This window comes from Pseudonocardia zijingensis (assembly GCF_042657305.1).
Lineage (GTDB): Bacteria > Actinomycetota > Actinomycetes > Mycobacteriales > Pseudonocardiaceae > Pseudonocardia > Pseudonocardia zijingensis.
Genome location: NZ_JBHSKO010000010.1, coordinates 45,485 through 60,585, shown reverse-complemented (window position 1 = coordinate 60,585; position 15,101 = coordinate 45,485). Strand labels below are relative to the sequence as shown.

The 15,101-nt window shown below is 76.0% G+C and carries 11 protein-coding genes; all 11 read right to left on the bottom strand.

From position 1 onward, the window contains the following. Positions 1 to 134 precede the first annotated feature (134 nt). The 11 genes from ACFPL3_RS20555 to ftsL all read right to left on the bottom strand — a co-directional run bounded on the left by ACFPL3_RS20555 (position 135) and on the right by ftsL (position 15,068). Complete coding sequence (locus ACFPL3_RS20555) at positions 135 to 935, bottom strand: cell division protein FtsQ/DivIB (RefSeq protein WP_343946795.1); 801 nt, start codon at positions 933 to 935, stop codon at positions 135 to 137. Beyond that, positions 932 to 2,332 (bottom strand): UDP-N-acetylmuramate--L-alanine ligase, encoded by a 1,401-nt coding sequence (murC, locus tag ACFPL3_RS20550; protein WP_343946796.1) that lies wholly within the window; start codon positions 2,330 to 2,332, stop codon positions 932 to 934. Before murC ends, ACFPL3_RS20555 begins: the two co-directional genes overlap by 4 nt. Next, positions 2,329 to 3,447: an undecaprenyldiphospho-muramoylpentapeptide beta-N-acetylglucosaminyltransferase gene (gene murG, locus ACFPL3_RS20545; protein WP_343946797.1), complete on the bottom strand. Its 1,119-nt coding sequence runs from the start codon at positions 3,445 to 3,447 to the stop codon at positions 2,329 to 2,331. Before murG ends, murC begins: the two co-directional genes overlap by 4 nt. Then, positions 3,444 to 4,859: a putative lipid II flippase FtsW gene (ftsW, locus tag ACFPL3_RS20540; protein WP_343946798.1), complete on the bottom strand. Its 1,416-nt coding sequence runs from the start codon at positions 4,857 to 4,859 to the stop codon at positions 3,444 to 3,446. The genes murG and ftsW overlap by 4 nt, the downstream gene beginning before the upstream one ends. Further along, positions 4,856 to 6,295 carry a UDP-N-acetylmuramoyl-L-alanine--D-glutamate ligase gene (murD, locus tag ACFPL3_RS20535; protein WP_379589555.1) on the bottom strand — a complete coding sequence of 480 codons (1,440 nt, stop codon included), beginning with the start codon at positions 6,293 to 6,295 and terminating at the stop codon, positions 4,856 to 4,858. Before murD ends, ftsW begins: the two co-directional genes overlap by 4 nt. 110 nt (positions 6,296 to 6,405) lie before the next feature. Continuing rightward, on the bottom strand, positions 6,406 to 7,476 hold the full coding sequence (gene mraY / locus ACFPL3_RS20530; protein ID WP_343945207.1) for a phospho-N-acetylmuramoyl-pentapeptide-transferase: 1,071 nt from the start codon (positions 7,474 to 7,476) through the stop codon (positions 6,406 to 6,408). Next, positions 7,473 to 8,879: a UDP-N-acetylmuramoyl-tripeptide--D-alanyl-D-alanine ligase gene (locus ACFPL3_RS20525; protein WP_343945206.1), complete on the bottom strand. Its 1,407-nt coding sequence runs from the start codon at positions 8,877 to 8,879 to the stop codon at positions 7,473 to 7,475. Before ACFPL3_RS20525 ends, mraY begins: the two co-directional genes overlap by 4 nt. A 52-nt stretch (positions 8,880 to 8,931) precedes the next feature. Continuing rightward, complete coding sequence (locus ACFPL3_RS20520) at positions 8,932 to 10,398, bottom strand: UDP-N-acetylmuramoyl-L-alanyl-D-glutamate--2,6-diaminopimelate ligase (protein WP_379589586.1); 1,467 nt, start codon at positions 10,396 to 10,398, stop codon at positions 8,932 to 8,934. Positions 10,399 to 10,596: 198 nt separating this feature from the next. Then, positions 10,597 to 11,457, bottom strand: a complete 861-nt coding sequence (locus ACFPL3_RS20515; RefSeq protein ID WP_343945204.1) for an alpha/beta fold hydrolase — start codon at positions 11,455 to 11,457, stop codon at positions 10,597 to 10,599. Between the two features lie 942 nt (positions 11,458 to 12,399). Continuing rightward, on the bottom strand, positions 12,400 to 14,256 hold the full coding sequence (locus ACFPL3_RS20510; protein ID WP_343945203.1) for a peptidoglycan D,D-transpeptidase FtsI family protein: 1,857 nt from the start codon (positions 14,254 to 14,256) through the stop codon (positions 12,400 to 12,402). Beyond that, positions 14,256 to 15,068: a cell division protein FtsL gene (ftsL, locus tag ACFPL3_RS20505; protein WP_379589554.1), complete on the bottom strand. Its 813-nt coding sequence runs from the start codon at positions 15,066 to 15,068 to the stop codon at positions 14,256 to 14,258. The genes ACFPL3_RS20510 and ftsL overlap by 1 nt, the downstream gene beginning before the upstream one ends. Positions 15,069 to 15,101 lie beyond the last annotated feature (33 nt).

Below are 15,101 nucleotides of genomic sequence, written 5' to 3'. Positions count from 1 at the left end.
GGGTTGATCTTCGAGACTGATCTTCCCCTCCGGCCCGCGAGAACGGGCGCGCGGGGGCCGGGGCTCACCATAGCGGGCGACCCGGCGCCACCCGATCAGCGCGAACGCGCGCGTCCGGGCCCCGTTCGCGCGGGTCAGCGGCGGATCGTGGGCAGGTCTGGGCTCGACACGTCGAAGACCGTGCCGGGCTCGGTGAGCAGCGCGGCGAGCACGGCGGCCTTCTCCGCGGCGCGGTCCGGGGTGCCCCACCGGACCTCCCGGTCCTCCACCAGCCGCAGCGTCACCTGGCCCGGGGCGCCCGGCGCGGCGACGGCGGCGCCCGCGGTCTCGACCTGGGCGCGCAGGTCGTCGGGCAGTGAGCCGAGCACCTCGACGGCGGCGAGCGTGGCCGGGTCGCCGGGGCGCGGCGAGGTGGTGAGCCGGGGCAGGCCCTCGGTGGGCGCGCCCCGGTAGACGACGCCGGTGCGGTCGACGAGGGCGGGGCCCTGAGCGGTGGACACCGTGGCCACCGGCACCCGCTCCGTGACCGTCACGACGATCGTGTGCGGCCACGAGCGCGCGACGTGCACCGACGCCACGGGAGGCAGGCCGGCCACCCGCGAGGCCACCGCGTGGGTGTCGACGGCGGCGAGCGGCACCCCAGCGGGCACGGCCGCCGCGGAGCGCACGTCGCCCTCGGGCACCGTGACCGCGCCCGCGACCTCCACCTGCTCGACGTCGAACAGGCCGGCGTCGTAGAGCAGCACCCGCACGCCGAAGCCGATCCCGACGAGCAGCAACACCCCGGCGAGCAGGGCGGCGAGGCGGCGGCGCCGGTAGCGCTCCTTCGACACCGGACGGGGCGGGAAGCGGTCGGGATCCCGGGGTGGCCGGGCGGCCGGGCGCTCGGCGAGCGCGCGGTCGCCGCCACGGCCCCCGCGCGGGCGCCGGGTCATCCCCGCTCCTCCCGCTCCAGCTCGAGCAGGATCTCCGGGGCCAGCACGGTGACGTCACCGGCGCCCATCGTGATCACCAGGTCGCCCGCGGCCGCGACCCCGGCCACGACGGACGGCACGTCCTCCCACCGGGGCACGAACCGCACGCGGTCGGGGGGCAGCGGCACGGCGTCGGCGATGAGGGCGCCGCTCACGCCGGGCTGCGGGTCCTCCCGGGCGCCGTAGACGTCGAGGACGACCACCTCGTCGGCGATCCCGAGCGCCCCGCCGAACTCGGCGGCGAACTGGCGGGTGCGGGAGTAGAGGTGCGGCTGGAACGCCACCACGACGCGGCCGCGGCCGTCGACGACCTGGCGCGCGGCCCGCAGCTGGGCGGCCACCTTGCTCGGGTGGTGGGCGTAGTCGTCGTACACGGCCACGCCCGCGGCGCGGCCGCGGAACTCGAAGCGCCGCCGCACGCCGTCGAACGCGGCGAGCCCGGCGAGCAACCCGTCGGCGTCCGCGCCGAGCTCGACGCCCGCGAGCAGCGCACCGAGCGCGTTGAGGGCCATGTGCTCCCCGGGCACGGCGAGGCGCAGCAGGTGCTCGTGGCCGCGGTAGGACAGCGCGACCCGGGCGCCGGTGCCGTCCGGGCGGAAGTCGACGAGCCGCGCGTCCGCCGCGGTGGTGCGCCCGTAACCGCGGACGCGGATGCCGCGCTCCCGGGCGCGGTCGGCGAGCGCGGCGGCGCCGGGGTCGTCCAGGCACGTGACGAGCACGCCGCCGGGCACGATCCGGCCCAGGAACTCGTCGAACGCCGCCACGTACGCCTCGGGGCTGCCGTAGTGGTCGAGGTGGTCGGCCTCGACGTTGGTCACCACGGCGACGGTGGGCGAGAACGCGAGGAACGAGGCGTCGCTCTCGTCGGCCTCGGCGACGAACACGTCGCCGCTGCCCTCGTGGGCGCCCGACCCGGACGCGGCGAGGTCGCCGCCGATCGCGAACGACGGGTCGAGGCCGCAGTGCTGCAGCGCGACGGTGAGCATCGACGTGGTGGAGGTCTTCCCCGCGGTGCCCGTGACGGCGGCGAGGCGACGCCCCGCGGTGAGCGCGGCGAGCGCCTGGGCGCGGTGCACCACCGGCAGGCCGCGTTCGCGGGCGGCGGCGAGCTCCGGGTTGGTCTCGCGGATCGCGGACGACACCACCACGGTGGCAGGCGGCACCGGCAGGTGCGCGGGGTCGTGCCCGACGGCGACGTCGGCGCCCAACGCGCGCAGCGCCAGCACGGTGCGGGAGTCCTTGGCGTCCGACCCGGACACCGCGGCCCCCCTGGCCAGCAGGATCCGGGCGATGCCGCTCATCCCGGCACCACCGATCCCGATCAGGTGCACGCGCTTCTCGAGCGTCGGTTCGGTCATCGGTCCCTCCACGGGGGCAGCACCTGCGTGGCAGGTTCGGGAGTGGCTCCGACCAGCTCCAGGACCAGGCGGGCGAGCGTATCGGCGGCGTCGGCGTGCCCCGACGAGCGGGCTGCCGCCCCGGCCTCGGCGAGCCGCCGCGGGTCGTGCAGGAGCGGCACGAGCTCGGCGACCACGCGCTGCCCCGTGAGGTCGGAGTCGTCCACCAGCACCCCGCCACCCGCGGCCACCACCGGGCGGGCGTTGAGCGACTGCTCGCCGTTGCCGTGCGGCAGCGGCACGTAGACGGCGGGCAGGCCCACGGCCGACACCTCCGCCACCGTGGTGGCGCCCGCCCGGCAGAGCACGGCGTCGGCGGCGGCGTAGGCCAGGTCCATGCGCTCGATGTAGGGCACGCCGATGTAGCCGGGGGCAGGCGGGGCGGGCTCGCCGCCCTTCCCGTGCGCGTGCAGCACGGCGACCCCGGCGCGCAGCAGCTCGGGCAGCGCGGCCGTGACGGCGGAGTTGAGCGTGCGGGCCCCGAGCGAGCCGCCGAAGACGAGCAGCACCGGCCCCTGCGGCGGCAGGCCGAAGAACTGCCTGGCCTGCCCCCGCAGCCCGGCCCGGTCCAGCGCGGTGATGGAGCGCCGCAGCGGCATCCCCACCACCCGCTCACCGGGCAGCCCGCTGCCGGGCACGGCCACGGCGACGATGTCGGCGAACCGCGCGCCCACCTTGTTGGCCAGCCCGGCGCGGGCGTTCGCCTCGTGCACGACGATCGGGACGCGGCCCCGGGCGCCGAGGTAGGCGGGCAGCGCGACGTAGCCGCCGAACCCGACCACCGCCTGCGCCCCGACGCCCGCGAGCACTTCGCGCACCCGGCCCACGGCGCTGCGGACCTTGCCCGGCAGCCGCAGCAGGTCGGCGGTGGGCTTGCGCGGCAGCGGGACCGGCGGGATCAGCTCCAGGGGGTAGCCACGGGCCGGGATGAGCGTGGTGTCCAGGCCCTTCTCGGTGCCCAGCGCGGTGACGCGCGCGTCGGGGCGCAGGGCGCGCACGGCGTCGGCGAAGGCGAGGGCGGGCTCGATGTGCCCGCCGCTCCCGCCACCGGCGACCACGAGGGACGGCCCGGTCATCGCACCCGCCCCCGCTCGGCGGGTGGGCGGGCCACCGGCGCCCGGTACGGCTGGGGCGCGGGCAGCCTCAGCCACCGGGCGATGGGCCCCTCGCCGTGCTGCTTGACCGCGGCGATGGCCTCCGGCTCGTGCCGCGCCGCGTTGGCGAGCACCCCGAAGACGAACATGGTGACCACGAGCGACGTGCCTCCCGAGGAGATCAGCGGGAGCTGCAGCCCGGTCACCGGCAGCAGCCCCACGACGTAGCCGATGTTGATGGCGGCCTGGGTGACGAGCCACGTGGTGGACGTCGCCACCACGAGCCGCAGCCACGGGTCGGAGCTGCGCGCCGCGATCCGGAAGCCGGTGTAGGCGAGCGTGGCGAACAGGGCGAGCACCACGAACGCCCCGATGAAGCCCAGCTCCTCGGCCACGATCGCGAAGATGAAGTCGTTGTGGGCGTTGGGCAGGTAGCTCCACTTGGCGCGGCCCTGCCCGAGGCCCTGGCCGAACAGCCCGCCGTCGGCGAGCGAGTAGAGCGCCTGCTGGGCCTGGAAGCCCGCCGCCTGCGGGTCGGCCTTCTCGGGGTTGAGGAAGGCCGTGATGCGGCTCATCCGGTACTCGGCGGAGAGCGCGAGGGCGATGGCCCCGGCCGCGGCGCCGCCGGAGAGGGTGAGGATCAGCCGCATCGGCGCGCCGCCGAAGTAGAGCAGCGCCACGAGCACCACGCCCAGCGAGATCGTCATGCCCAGGTCGGGCTGCAGCACCAGCAGCGTCAGCAGCACGACGGTGACCGGGACGACCGGGGAGAGCGCGTACTTCCAGCGGTGCATGACCGCCCGGCGGGCGACGAGCACGTGGGCGCCCCACAGCGTGAGCGCCACCTTCACCGCCTCGGACGGCTGCACCGAGAACGACCCGATCGCGAACCAGGCCCGGGACCCGTTGCGGGTCTCCCCCACGAACAGCACCGCCACCAGCGCCAGCGCGCCCACCACGAGCGCGGCCGGGGCCAGCGCGCGCAGCCGCCGCGGGGAGATGCACAGCCCGAGCCAGAACATCAGCAGCCCGGGCACGCAGAACATCAGCTGGCGGGTGAACACCGAATACGACGAGCCGTCGGCGGTGAGCGACTCCACCGACGACGCCGACAGCACCATGACCAGCCCGAACAACGTGAGCAGGCCGAACACCCCGAGCACGAGGTGCAGCGAGGTGAGCGGGCGGCGCAACCACTGGTTGAGCGCGGCGGCCGTGCGGCCGACCGCCTGGCGCACCCCGTGCGGGCTCACCCCGAGCCCGCGCACCCCTGTGCGGCGCGCCACGGCCGTGCGCGCCGCACCGGTCCTGGAGGCAGCCGCCTTCGCCGCGCCCTTCGACGGCGGGCGCGCCGACCGGCCCCGCTCCCCGCCCCGCGGCAACGGCACGGTCACGGCACCCGGTCCGGTGTGGAGGCGGCCAACCCGGCCGCTGCTTGCGCGAACCGCAGCCCGCGCTGCGCGTAGTCGGTGAACTGGTCCATCGACGCCGCGGCGGGCGCGAGCAGCACGACGTCGCCGGGCCGGGCCAGGGCGGCGGCCCGCCGGACGGCGGTGGTCATGACGTCGGCGGACGACGCGCTGTCCGACGGGGTGGCTTCCGGCATGGGGGCATCGTCGCCCGGCACGACCTCGGCCACGGGGAGGTCGGGCGCGTGTCGCGCGAGGGCGGACAGGATCTCCGCGCGCTCGGTGCCGATCACCACTGCGGCGCGCAGGCCGCGGGCGTGCCGGGCGACGAGGTCGTCCACGGCCGCGCCCTTGAGCAGCCCGCCGACGATCCAGACGACCGGGGTGGGCGCCTGCGCGGCGAGCGACGCGGCTGCCGCGTGCGGGTTGGTGGCCTTGGAGTCGTCGACGTAGCGCACGCCGGCGACGGTGGCCACCACCCCGCCACGGTGCGGGCCGGGCCGGAAGTCGTCCAGCCCGGCGCGGACGGCGTCCGGGCCGACCCCGGCCGCGCGGGCGAGCGCGGCCGCGGCCAGCGCGTCGAGCACACCGGGCGCCCCGCCCGGGTGCACGGCGGCGGCCTCGGTGAGCCGCCCGCCGTCCGGGTCGTCGCTGAAGGCGCGGTCCAGCAGGACCCCGTCGACGACGCCGAGCTGACCGGGGCCCGGCTCCCCCAGCGTGACGCCCACCCGCCGCGGCGCGGGCGCCTCGGCGAGCAGCGCGGCGGCAGGCGGGTCGTCCACCCCGGCGACCGCGACGTCCGCGCGCAGCGCCGCGGCCTTCGCGGCGGCGTAGGCGGCGAACGAGCCGTGCCAGTCGAGGTGGTCGTCGGCGACGTTGAGCACGCAGCCGGCGAGCGGCCGGATCGAGGGCGACCAGTGCAGCTGGAAGCTCGACAGCTCCACGGCCAGCACGTCGTGGCCCGCCCGCACCGCGTCCACCACGGGGTAGCCGATGTTGCCGCAGGCCACGGCGTCGCGGTCGGCGGCGCGCAGCATCGCCGCGAGCATCCCGGTGGTGGTGGTCTTGCCGTTGGTGCCGGTGACCACGAGCCAGACGGGCGGACGCTCGCGGGCCTGCCCGAGCCACCACGCGAGCTCCGGCTCCCCCACCAGCGGCACCCCGGCCGCCGCGGCGGCGGCCACGAGCGGGTGGTCCGGGCGCCGCCCGGGCGAGGTGACCACGAGCGCGGTGCCGGGCGGCACGACGTCCGGGTCGGCGCCCGCCTCGGCGCCCGGCGGCAGGTCGGCCAGCGCCGCGGGCCGGGCGTCGGTGACGGTGACCCGGGCCCCGGCCTCGACGAGGGCGGCCGCGGCCGCGAGCCCGGACACCCCGGCCCCGGCCACGAGGACCGGTGCGCCGGCCAGCTCGTCGGGCCTCATTCCGCGGTCACGCTCCCACTGGTTCACCGACGATGGACATGCCGTGAGCGGACATGCCGTGAGTGGATAAGAGTGCTACAGCCCTCGTACCCACTCACGACCACCCGGGGTCAGCCGCCGCCCGCCGCGGTGAGCCACTCCTGGTAGAAGAGGCCCAGGCCGAGCGCGGCGCACATGGCGGCGAGCAACCAGAACCGGATGATCACGGTGGTCTCGGCCCAGCCCGCCAGCTCGAAGTGGTGGTGGAACGGGGCCATCCGGAACACGCGGCGGCGCGTGGTGCGGAACACCGCGATCTGCACGGCCACCGACAGCACCTCCACCACGAACACACCGCCGATCACCACCAGCAGCAGCTCGGTGCGCGTCACGATGGACAGCCCGGCGATCAGTCCGCCGATCGCCAGCGAGCCGGTGTCGCCCATGAAGATGCGGGCGGGTGCGGCGTTCCACCAGAGGAACCCGATGCAGCCCCCCATCGCGGCGGCCGCGACGAGCGCCACGTCGAGCGGGTCGCGCACCTGGTAGCAGCCCGCGGCGCTGGCGATCGCGCAGTTGTTGCGGAACTGCCAGAACCCGATGATCGTGTACGTGGCCAGCACGATCGCACCCGTGCCTGCCGCGAGCCCGTCCAGGCCGTCGGTGAAGTTCACCGCGTTCGACCAGCCCGCGATGATGAGGTTGGCGAGCAGCACGAACCCGACCGTGCCGAACGACAGCACCGTGATGTCGCGGACGAACGAGAGGCTGTCCGAGGCCGGGGCCAGCCCGGCGTCGTTGGTGAACCGCACCGCGAGGATGCCGAAGATCGTGGCCGTCAGCACCTGGCCCACGGTCTTCGAGGTCTTGTTCAGGCCCAGGTTGCGGGCCCGGCGCAGCTTGATGAAGTCGTCGAGGAAACCGACCATCCCCAGCGCCGTGGTGAGGAACAGGACGAGCAGGGCCGAGGCCGTGATCGGCTCGCCGGTCAGCGCGTGCGAGACGAGGTAGCCCAGCCAGATCGCGAGCAGGATCGCGACGCCGCCCATGGTCGGCGTGCCCCGCTTCGCCTGGTGGCTCTGCGGGCCCTCGGCCCGGATCTCCTGCCCGAACCCCTGCCGGGAGAAGAACCGGATCAGGTACGGGGTGAGCAGGATCGACACCGCGAGCGCCACGCCCGCGGCGATGAAGACACCTCTCACCGCGGCACCGGTCCCGGCTCGTGCAGCAGCCCCTCGGCCACCCGCTCCAGCCCCGCCGAGCGCGACGCCTTCACCAGCACGACGTCGCCGGGCCGCGCCTCGCCGCGCAGCAGGTCGATCGCCTCCCCCACGTCGGCGGTGAGCTCCGCGCCCGGGTAGTCGGCCGTGCCGACGCCCACGAGCCGGTCGATCCGCAGCTCGCGCGCGGCGGCGGCGATCTCGGCGTGCACGGCCCGCGCACCGTCGCCCTGCTCGGCCATCGGGCCCAGCACCGCCCAGGTGCGCCTGCGGCCCCCGCCGATCGCGGCGAGCGCCGAGAGCGCGGCCCGCATCGACTCGGGGTTCGAGTTGTACGCGTCGTTGACCACCGTGAGCCCGTCGGGCCGGTCGGTGACCTCCATCCGCCACTTCGACGCGGGCTCCGCGGCGCCCAGCGCGGCGGCGACCCCCTCGGGCGTGCCCCCGAGTTCCAGCGCCACCGCGGCGGCCGCGAGCGCGTTGGCCACGTGGTGCTCGCCCACGAGGCGCAGCGCCACCGGGGCGCGCCCGGCGGGCGTCACGAGCGTGAAGTGGGCGCGGGCGCCCTCGAGCCGCACGTCCTCGGCCCGGACGTCGGCAGCCGAGCGCCCGAACGTCACCACCCGCGCGCGCGTGCGGTTCGCCATCGCGGCGACGAGCGGATCGTCGGCGTTGAGCACGGCCACCCCGTCGGCGGGCAGCGCCTCCACCAGCTCGCCCTTCGCCTGCGCGATCGCCTCCACCGAGCCGAACTCGCCGACGTGCGCGCGGCCCACGTTCAGCACCACCCCGATCCGGGGCGGGGCCACCGCGGCGAGCCGCGCGATGTGCCCGGTGCCGCGGGCGGAGAACTCGAGCACCAGGTGGCGGGTGGCTTCGTCGGCGCGCAGCACCGTCCACGGCAGGCCCAGCTCGTTGTTGAACGACCCGGGCGGCGCCACCGTGGGCCCCAGCGGGGCCAGCACCGCGGCGAGCAGGTCCTTCGTGGAGGTCTTCCCGGAGCTGCCGGTGACCCCGACGACCGTGGCGGGCAGCGCCCGCACCGCGTGCCCGGCGAGGGCCGCGAGCGCGGCGAGCACCGCGGCCCCGGCGCCGTCGTGGTCGCTCTCGGCGAGGTAGGTGCCCTCCTGCCGGCCCACCGGCGGCGCGATGACAGCGGGGGCGTCGACCTCGCGCCCCGCGAGCACACCCGCCGCCCCGGCGGCCACCGCGGCCGCGGCGAAGGCGTGCCCGTCCACCCGCTCACCCGGCAGGGCGATGAACAGGCCACCCGGCCCGATCGCCCGCGAATCGAACTCGACCGCGGAGACCCGCTCGTCCCCGGAAGCCCGGTGGAGCCGCCCACCGGTGACGGTGGCGACCTCGGCCAACCGCATCTCGATCATGCTCTTGTCCCGCTCATCGGGCCTATCCGATCATCCCGGTGCACACGGCCCGTCACCGCGTGCCCTGAAGCGCCGCAGCCAGCTCGGCGGCGTCGTCGAAGGGGTGTTTGACGCCCATGACCTCCTGGCCCGTCTCGTGCCCCTTCCCTGCGACGACCACCGCGTCCCCCGGCTGCGCGCACGCCACGGCGGCGGCGATCGCGGTGCGCCGGTCGCCGATCTCGAGCACGTCCCCCGCGGCCGGTTCGGCCCGCGCACCGGCGAGCATCTCGGCGCGGATCGCGGCCGGGTCCTCGGTGCGCGGGTTGTCGTCGGTGACCACCAGCACCTCCGCGCGCGCCGCGGCCGCCGCGCCCATCATCGGGCGCTTGCCGCGGTCGCGGTCGCCGCCGCAGCCGAGCACGACGATCAGCCGGCCGGGCACCTGCGGGCGCAGCGCGTCGAGCAGCGCGGCCACCGCCCCCGGCTTGTGCGCGTAGTCGACCACGGCGAGGAAGGGCTGCCCCTCGTCGACGCGCTGCATCCGGCCGGGCACCGCCACGCCGGCGAAGCCCTCGGCGGCCGCCGCGGCGGGCACGCCCACCGCGTCCAGGCAGGCGAGCGCCACCACGGCGTTGGCCACGTTGAACGCGCCGGGCAGCTGCAGCCGCACCGGCAGCCGGGCCCCGTCCGGGGTGATCGCGGTGAAGGTCTGGGTGCCGTCGGCGTCCGTGCGGACGTCGACGCCGCGCCACCGCGCGGGCCCCGACGTCGACACCGTGACCGCGCCCGGGGTGCGCGCGGCCAGCCGCTGCCCCCACTCGTCGTCGACGCACACCACGGCGTGCTCGGCCCGGCCGTCGAAGAGCGCGGCCTTGGCCTCGAAGTAGTCCTCCATGTCGCGGTGGAAGTCCAGGTGGTCCTGCGACAGGTTGGTGAAGGCGGCCACCGCGAACCGCGTGCCCGCCACCCGGCCCATCGCGAGCGCGTGGCTGGACACCTCCATCGCCACGTCGGTGACGCCGTCCTCGGCCATCACCGCGAACAGCGCCTGCAGGTCCGGCGCCTCCGGCGTGGTCAGGGCCGTGGGCAGACTCCGGCCGTGGATGCGCGTGCCGATCGTGCCGACCAGCCCGCTGGGCCTGCCCGCGGCCGCGAGCCCCGCCTCGAGCAGGTGCGCCGTGGTGGTCTTGCCGCTGGTGCCGGTGACGCCGAGCACCCGCAAACCCGCGGTCGGGTCGCCGTACACGAGCGCGGCCAGCGCGCCGAGCACCTGCCGCGGATGCGGGTGGACCAGCAGCGGCACCCCGGCGAGCACGGGACGGCGGGCGCCGTCCGGGTCGGTGAGCACGGCCGCCGCACCTCCGGCGAGCGCGTCAGCGACGTAGTCGGCGCCGTGCGCACGGGAACCGGGCAGAGCGGCGAACAGGTCGCCGTGGCGCGCGTCCGACGCCCGCAGGGTGACCCCCGTGACGGTGGCCGATCCCCTGGCCGGGACCTCGATCGCCGCTCCGAGGACGCCGAGCTCCACCGGGCGCACCCCGCGCGGACGCGGCGGTGCACCGGCCGGCACGGGAGGGGCTTGGCGGGCGGGCGACACGTCGGGGAAGGCTACCGGCGGGCCACCGGCCGCCCCTGCGCGCACCGCCCGCGCGTCACCCGGCCGCGCGCCGGACGGCCCACGGGGCGCGTCGGTCGGCTCCCGACCGCACGGAGCGTGATCCGCGCGCCGTCACGATCACCGTTCGGCGGTGTGTCGCAGCACCTCGGCCACCAGCACGTCCCACACCGGGGGCGGCGGCACCTGGTGACCCATCCCCGGCAGCGGGACGAGCCGGGCACCGGGGATCTCCTTCGCGAGCGCCTCGCCATGGCCGTACGGGAAGAGCGGGTCGTGCGTGCCGTGCAGCACCAGCGTGGGTGCGGTGATCGTCCCGATCGGGACGGTCATCGGCGGCCCCGCCTCGGCGATCCAGTGGTTCTTCCAGGCCGCCGCCATGTCGGGGGTGCGCTCGACCGCCCGCCGCACGAGCGCGGCCGCCCGCTCCGCGTCCGCCGGGAGGGTGCCCGCGAACACCCGCTCCGAGGCGAGGACGTACTCGACCACGGCATCGGGGTCGCGCCAGTCGGGATCGGGAGCGGGCTTCTCGAACCACGCCGAGAGCGCCTCCGTGCACGACGGCAGGTCCTCCCACGCGACGTCCGCCGGGCCGCCGATCGACGTGGCAACGAGCGTGAGCGTCCGGACGCGGCCGGGGTGCTCCACGGCGATGCGCTGTGCGATCGCCCCGCCCGAGGAGACGCCGAGCAGGTGCGCCGCCCCGATGCCGAGGCCGTCGAGCACGCGCAGGGCGTCCTCGACGAGGTCGACGCCTGTGTAACCCGGCTCCCCCGCGGGCCACTGCGTCGACCGGCCGGTGTCGCGCGCGTCGTAGCGGACGACGTAACGGCCGCCCGCGGCGAACCGCGCGCACAGCTCGTCGTCCCACACGTCCATGGAGCAGGAGTTGCCCCCGAGGAGCAGCAGGGCCGGGTCGTCGGGCGAACCGATGCCCTCGACGCAGAGCGCGACCTCCCCGTGCCGGACGAACCGCTCCATCACGCCCTCCTTCTGCTGACGTCGCAGTATCCCGCCACAACCGCAGCGTGCGCCTCGAACTGATCGACCACGACGAGACGAACGCGTTTGCAGCCGGGACAGCAGCTACGTCCTGCCCGGATCGATCACAGTGGCGGCCGGTGCCACGAGAAGTACCTGATCGTCGCCACCACCGCGGCGGTGTACGGCTCAGCAGATCACACGCGATCGACCACCACGAACCGCACACCAGCGCACCAGCCACCCCAGGCGACGCGGCCGATCTCGCGACCGCCCCACCGGCCGGCCGCTGCCCGCCGAGCAGCACCTCCTGGTCGTCGCAACAGCCGCAGCGTGCGCCTCGATCAGATCGACCACGACGAGCCGCACACCACCGCAGCCGTGACGACCGAGCAGTACTTCCCGCGTCGATCACCGTCGCCGCGCAACCGATCGGCCCGCGCGACGCACCGAACAGCACCTCACGGTTGCGGCAGCAGCCGCGGCGTGCGGCTCGCCTCGTCAACCACGACGAGCCGCTCACCCCGGTAGCCGCGACAGCAGAGAGGTGCTGCTGACACCGATCACGGTGGCGAACAGCCCCCGCGAAGTACCTGACCGTCGCGTCCGAGCACCTGGATCGGCCACCAGCCGAGCAGAGGAGACAACAGCGGAGTACTCCCCGCACGGGACACACCGGCCACCAGACCCGTCCCAAGCCGGCCGACGCCGCCGAGCAGCACACCGCAGCCGCAACGCCAGCAACGGCGTACGACTCGGACCGGCCACGCCCGACCCGCTGCATCGAGTCGCACACCACCGCAGAGCAGCGACCGCGATGTGCGACTCGGCCCGATCGACCACCACGAACCGCACACCGAAGTCCCCGGGCGAGCCGCGACGTACGGCTCGGGCCTCAGCACCCAGGCCGTGGGTTGAACTCCGCCTCGAACTGCGCGGCAGCTACGGCAGCTGCAACGTCTGCACCGGGGGCGGCTGGTCGCTCACGGGGAGCCGTTCGCGCTGGGCGAGGTAGGTGGCGATGTCGTGGAACAGCGGCGCCGCGCTCGTGCCCGGGTCGGGGGCGTCGAGCATGATCGCGATGACGTAGCGCGGGTTGTCGGCGGGCAGCATCCCGGCGAAGTTGATCCAGTGCAGCTGGGAGGAGTAGCAGCCGCAATTCGGGTCCACCTGCTGCGCGGTGCCGGTCTTGCCGGCCACCACGTACCCGGGCACGGCGGCCTGGTGGCCGGTGCCGCGCTGGCCGCGCACGTCCTGGGTGACGGCGGTGAGCATCGTCCGCAGGGTGGCCGCGGTCTCGGGGGAGATCACGCGCACGGGCTCGGGCGGCGGCGGGGCGACCTGCACGCCGTCCGCGCCGGTGGTGCCCGCCACGATCCGGGGCGGGACGCGCACGCCGTCGTTCGCGACGGTCTGCAGCATGCCCGCCATCTGCAGGGTGGTGACGGTGAGGCCTTGGCCGATGGGGAGGTTGCCGAAGGTCGAGCCCGACCACGACGACCGCGGCGGCACCTGCCCGGGCTCCTCGCCGGGCAGCCCGACGCCGGTGCGCTGGCCGAGGCCGAAGCGGGCGAGCATGTCGGCGAAGCGCTCCTCGCCCACCCGCTGCGCGGTCATGATCGTGCCGACGTTGGACGACTTCGCCAGCACCCCGGTGAGCGTGTACTGCTCGGTGCCGTGGCTCCACGAGTCGCGGATCGTGCGGTCGGCGACGCGGATGCTGCCCGGCACCGTGAGGACGTCGGTGGGCCCGGCGATGCCGTACTCCAGCGCCGCGGCCATGGTGACGACCTTGGTCACCGAGCCGGGCTCGAACGTGTACTGCACCGCGGTGTTGCGCAGCTGGTCCGGTGAGGCGGCCGACAGGTCCCGCGGGTCGAACGTCTGCCCGTTCGCCATCGCGAGCACCTCGGCGGTGTGGGCGTCGAGCACCACGGCCGAGGACGTCGGGTCGGCCCCGGTGCGCTGCACGTAGTCCACGAGCGCCTGCTGCACGGTGTACTGCAGGTCGGAGTCGAGGGTGAGCTGCAGGTCCGAGCCCTGCACGGCGGCGCGCTCGAAGCGCGTGCTGCCCGGGATGACGGCGTTCGAGTCCTCCGCCGTGTCGACGACGCGCAGCCCCTCGAAGCCGGCGAGCAGGTTGTCCTGCGAGCTCTCCAGCCCCACCCGGCCGGTGAGCTTGCGCTCGTCGGCGTTCCAGGTGGCGGCGCCGATCACGTTCGCGGCGAGGGTGCCGCCGGGGTACTGCCGGTCCTCGCGCCGCTCGTCGGCGATCTCCGGGAACCGCTCCTGGAGCGCGCGGGCGACGTCGGGAGTGACGAGCCGCGCGAGCACGACGTAGCCGCGGTCGCTGGTGAGCAGGTTGTACAGCTCGGCCTGGTCCTGCCCGGTGGCCTGCGCGATGGCGGCGGCCATCTCCCCCGCGTAGCGGGCGGTGTCCGGGCCGCGGGTCCGGGCGATCAGCCGCGGGTTCGCGACGAGAGCGCGGGCGTCCACGCTGAACGCGAGCGGCTCGCCCGCGCGGTCCAGCACCGCCCCGCGCTCGGCGGGGAGCCGGATGTTCGTCGTCGACTGGCGCTGCGACGCGGCGCGCAGCTCGCCTGCCTCCACGGTCTGGACGACCACGAGCTTGAGCGTCGCGATGGCGAGGACCATCACCAGCAGCACCCTGCCGATGCGGAGCCTGCGCACGGCGAGGGCTGCGGGGTCCGGTGGACGGCGGGGTGTGGCCGGCCTGGCGGACGTGGGCCTGCGGGCCGCCGCACCGGCGGACCGGAGCCGGGGCGGGGCCGTCGGCATCAGCCGGCGTCCGTCCCGCCGCCGTCCGCGCGGGCCTCGGTGCCCCGCTCGGCGGTGCCGTCCCCTGCCTCGTCGCCGGCCGGCTCAACCCCCGCGGCGCCGTCCACGGCCTCGGGCGTGGACTCCTCGGCGCCGGGAGCGGCGAGCTGCGCCGCCCCGTCCTCCGTCGCCCCGGATTCCTCCGGAGCGGCACCCTCGGTTTCAGCACCCTCCGGAGCGGCACCCTCGGGAGTCGTGCCTTCGGGAGCGGCACCCTCAGGTGCGGCCCCTTCGGCACCCGCCTCCGGCGGCTGCGCACCCTCCGGTGGCGCGGGCGGCGCCGGTGGCGGCGGGGCCACCGCGGCCCGCGGCTCCCCCACCACCACGACGCCACCGTCCGGCGCGACCACGAGCCGGGCCGGGTCGCGCACCGCGACCATGCCCAGCTCCCCCGCGCGGCGGGCCAGCTCGGGCGCCGACCCGAGCACCGCGACCTCCTGCTTGAGCCGCTCGGCCTGCTCGCTGAGGACGCGCGCCTCCGCGGTGGCGTCCTGGAGCCGGTACGAGTCGGCGGCCGCGGCCGTGGAGAGCCAGAGCGTGGCCACCAGCCCGACGACCAGCAACACCATGATCAGCAGCACGAACTGCGGACGTCCGGCGGGTGCCGCCGGGCGCGGCGCGCCACCCCGGCGCGGCCGCTCGTCCGCCCGCTTGCCCGCCGCCCTCGGCTCGGCTGCGGGCGCGGGTGCGCCGACCGGCCCCCGCTGGGCCGGGATCGCCGCGGTGCGGCTGCGGACGGCGGTGCGCCCGCGCTCGGTGACTGGAGCACTCATGACACCACCCCGTTCCGGACCATCGGCTTCTTC

What these genes read in the sequence shown, in the direction of transcription:
- ACFPL3_RS20555 (WP_343946795.1), bottom strand. Translation starts at nt 935, where the DNA reads ATGACCCGGCGCCCGCGCGGGGGCCGTGGCGGCGACCGCGCGCTCGCC.
- murC (WP_343946796.1), bottom strand. Translation starts at nt 2,332, where the DNA reads ATGACCGAACCGACGCTCGAGAAGCGCGTGCACCTGATCGGGATCGGT.
- murG (WP_343946797.1), bottom strand. Translation starts at nt 3,447, where the DNA reads ATGACCGGGCCGTCCCTCGTGGTCGCCGGTGGCGGGAGCGGCGGGCAC.
- murD (WP_379589555.1), bottom strand. Translation starts at nt 6,295, where the DNA reads ATGAGGCCCGACGAGCTGGCCGGCGCACCGGTCCTCGTGGCCGGGGCC.
- ACFPL3_RS20525 (WP_343945206.1), bottom strand. Translation starts at nt 8,879, where the DNA reads ATGATCGAGATGCGGTTGGCCGAGGTCGCCACCGTCACCGGTGGGCGG.
- ACFPL3_RS20515 (WP_343945204.1), bottom strand. Translation starts at nt 11,457, where the DNA reads ATGGAGCGGTTCGTCCGGCACGGGGAGGTCGCGCTCTGCGTCGAGGGC.
- ACFPL3_RS20510 (WP_343945203.1), bottom strand. Translation starts at nt 14,256, where the DNA reads ATGCCGACGGCCCCGCCCCGGCTCCGGTCCGCCGGTGCGGCGGCCCGC.
- ftsL (WP_379589554.1), bottom strand. Translation starts at nt 15,068, where the DNA reads ATGAGTGCTCCAGTCACCGAGCGCGGGCGCACCGCCGTCCGCAGCCGC.